Source organism: Neisseria sp. P0021.S007 (assembly GCF_051956855.1).
Window position 1 is genome coordinate 1 of sequence record NZ_JBQCXA010000321.1, and the last position, 821, is coordinate 821.

Annotated in this window: 1 protein-coding gene and 1 pseudogene; both read left to right on the forward strand. The window is 46.2% G+C overall.

The window, feature by feature from the left end:
- Window positions 1-133: pseudogene (locus tag ACTHUR_RS13085) on the forward strand (septum site-determining protein MinC); the annotation flags it as partial.
- A 30-nt stretch (window positions 134-163) separates the two neighbouring features.
- The coding region (locus tag ACTHUR_RS13090; RefSeq protein WP_440398942.1) for a ParA family protein at window positions 164-821 on the forward strand (658 nt) is incomplete at its 3' end.

Consider the following 821-nt stretch of genomic DNA (forward strand, 5'->3'; position numbering starts at 1 on the left):
GGCGGAACTGGTCTCCGTAGCGGGCATCTACCGCAATTTCGAACAAGACCTGCCCGACCACCTGCACAAAAAAGCCGTACAGGTTTCATTGCAAGACAACCGCCTGGTTATCAGCGCAATCGACACAGATTAACCATTCCAAGCATTTGATAAAGGAAACATCGTGACAAAAATCATCGTAGTAACTTCAGGCAAAGGCGGCGTAGGCAAAACAACACTCATTGCTAATGTCTCCGGCATTCTCGCTGATATTGGACTCCGCGTCCTAATGATCGACTGCGACGTTCAGCCATCACTGTCTAAATACTACCCAATAAGCCACCGCGCTCCAAATGGTATTGTCGAATTGCTTCTCGGTGAAAATACCGAAGAAGTCATCCGCTCAACAATATCCAATACCGTTTTCCCAAATTTAGACATCGTTATTTCCAATAACATTTCTGCTTTTGTCGAGACTGAAGTAACTTCTCGTCCCGATCGTGCCTTTTTGCTGAGAAGCAAACTGCATTCACAATACATACAGAATAACTACGATGTGGTTTTGATCGATACTCAGGGTGCAGTCGGCCCTCTCTTGGATACAGCTGCCTTCGCTGCTACATGCTTGCTTTGCCCGATTATGCCTGAAGTTTTGAGTGCCCGTGAGTTTCTCACTGGTACCCAAGAACTTCTGAAGCGACTGCAAAAAGGCGAAGCAATGCGCATCCCCATGCCTCAATTACGAGCCATCATCTACGCGCAAGATCGTACCAATGATGCGAAATTCATCGCATCCTCTATCAAAGACTTCTTTAGTAATACCTTAGACGACAGACGTAAAT